The sequence below is a fragment of the Streptomyces sp. AC627_RSS907 genome, from assembly GCF_019049165.1.
This window is the reverse complement of the sequence record NZ_JAGMUE010000955.1, coordinates 1-631: the sequence shown is the minus strand read 5'-3', so window position 1 is coordinate 631 and position 631 is coordinate 1. Positions and strand designations below refer to the sequence as shown.

1 protein-coding gene is annotated in these 631 nt (G+C 67.8%); it reads left to right on the top strand.

Going from position 1 to position 631, the window contains the following annotated elements; genetic code table 11:
• Positions 1-264: 264 nt before the first annotated feature.
• Positions 265-631: TetR/AcrR family transcriptional regulator (locus tag KUM32_RS39635; protein ID WP_217146582.1), on the top strand; the 367-nt coding region annotated here is incomplete at its 3' end.

Genomic DNA, 631 nt, shown 5'->3' with positions numbered 1-631 from the left:
GTCCACGGTCTCGAAGGTCGCCTCTCCGCGGGTGACGGCCGCGTGCCGGGCGGCGACCTGGGCGACCCAGTCGGCCGCGACGGCCGTCCTGCGGCTCGACCGGGTGCTGCCGATGATGATGGCGATTCTGAGCATGGGTCTCTCCTCGACTTGATGTCCAGGCGCAATGACGTACCGCGGTGCTGTGCGCCTCAGCACGAGTTAAAGTACAACGCTCGCGGTAATTAGTAAAACGCTCGCTGCAAAAAACTTGGAGGACCCAGCGTGACCAGTCAGAACACCGCAGCCGGACGCCCCCGAGGCAGGTCGGCGGACAAGCGGAAGGCGATCCTCGGCGGTGCGCTGACCGTCTTCGCCCGGGACGGCTACGCCCGGGCCAGCATCGACGCCATCGCCGCCGAAGCCGGGGTCTCCACGCGCACCATCTACAACCACTTCGGGGACAAGGCCGAGCTGTTCCAGGCCACCATCCGGGAGAGCGCCACGCTGGCCGCCGAAGCCCAGCTCGCCATCATCGACCGGCACCTGCGCAAGATCACCGACCTGGAGGCCGATCTCCTCGACTTCGGCCGGGAGTTCACCGCCCCGATGACCGGCACGCACGCGGCGCACTTCGCGCTCGTACGCCAGG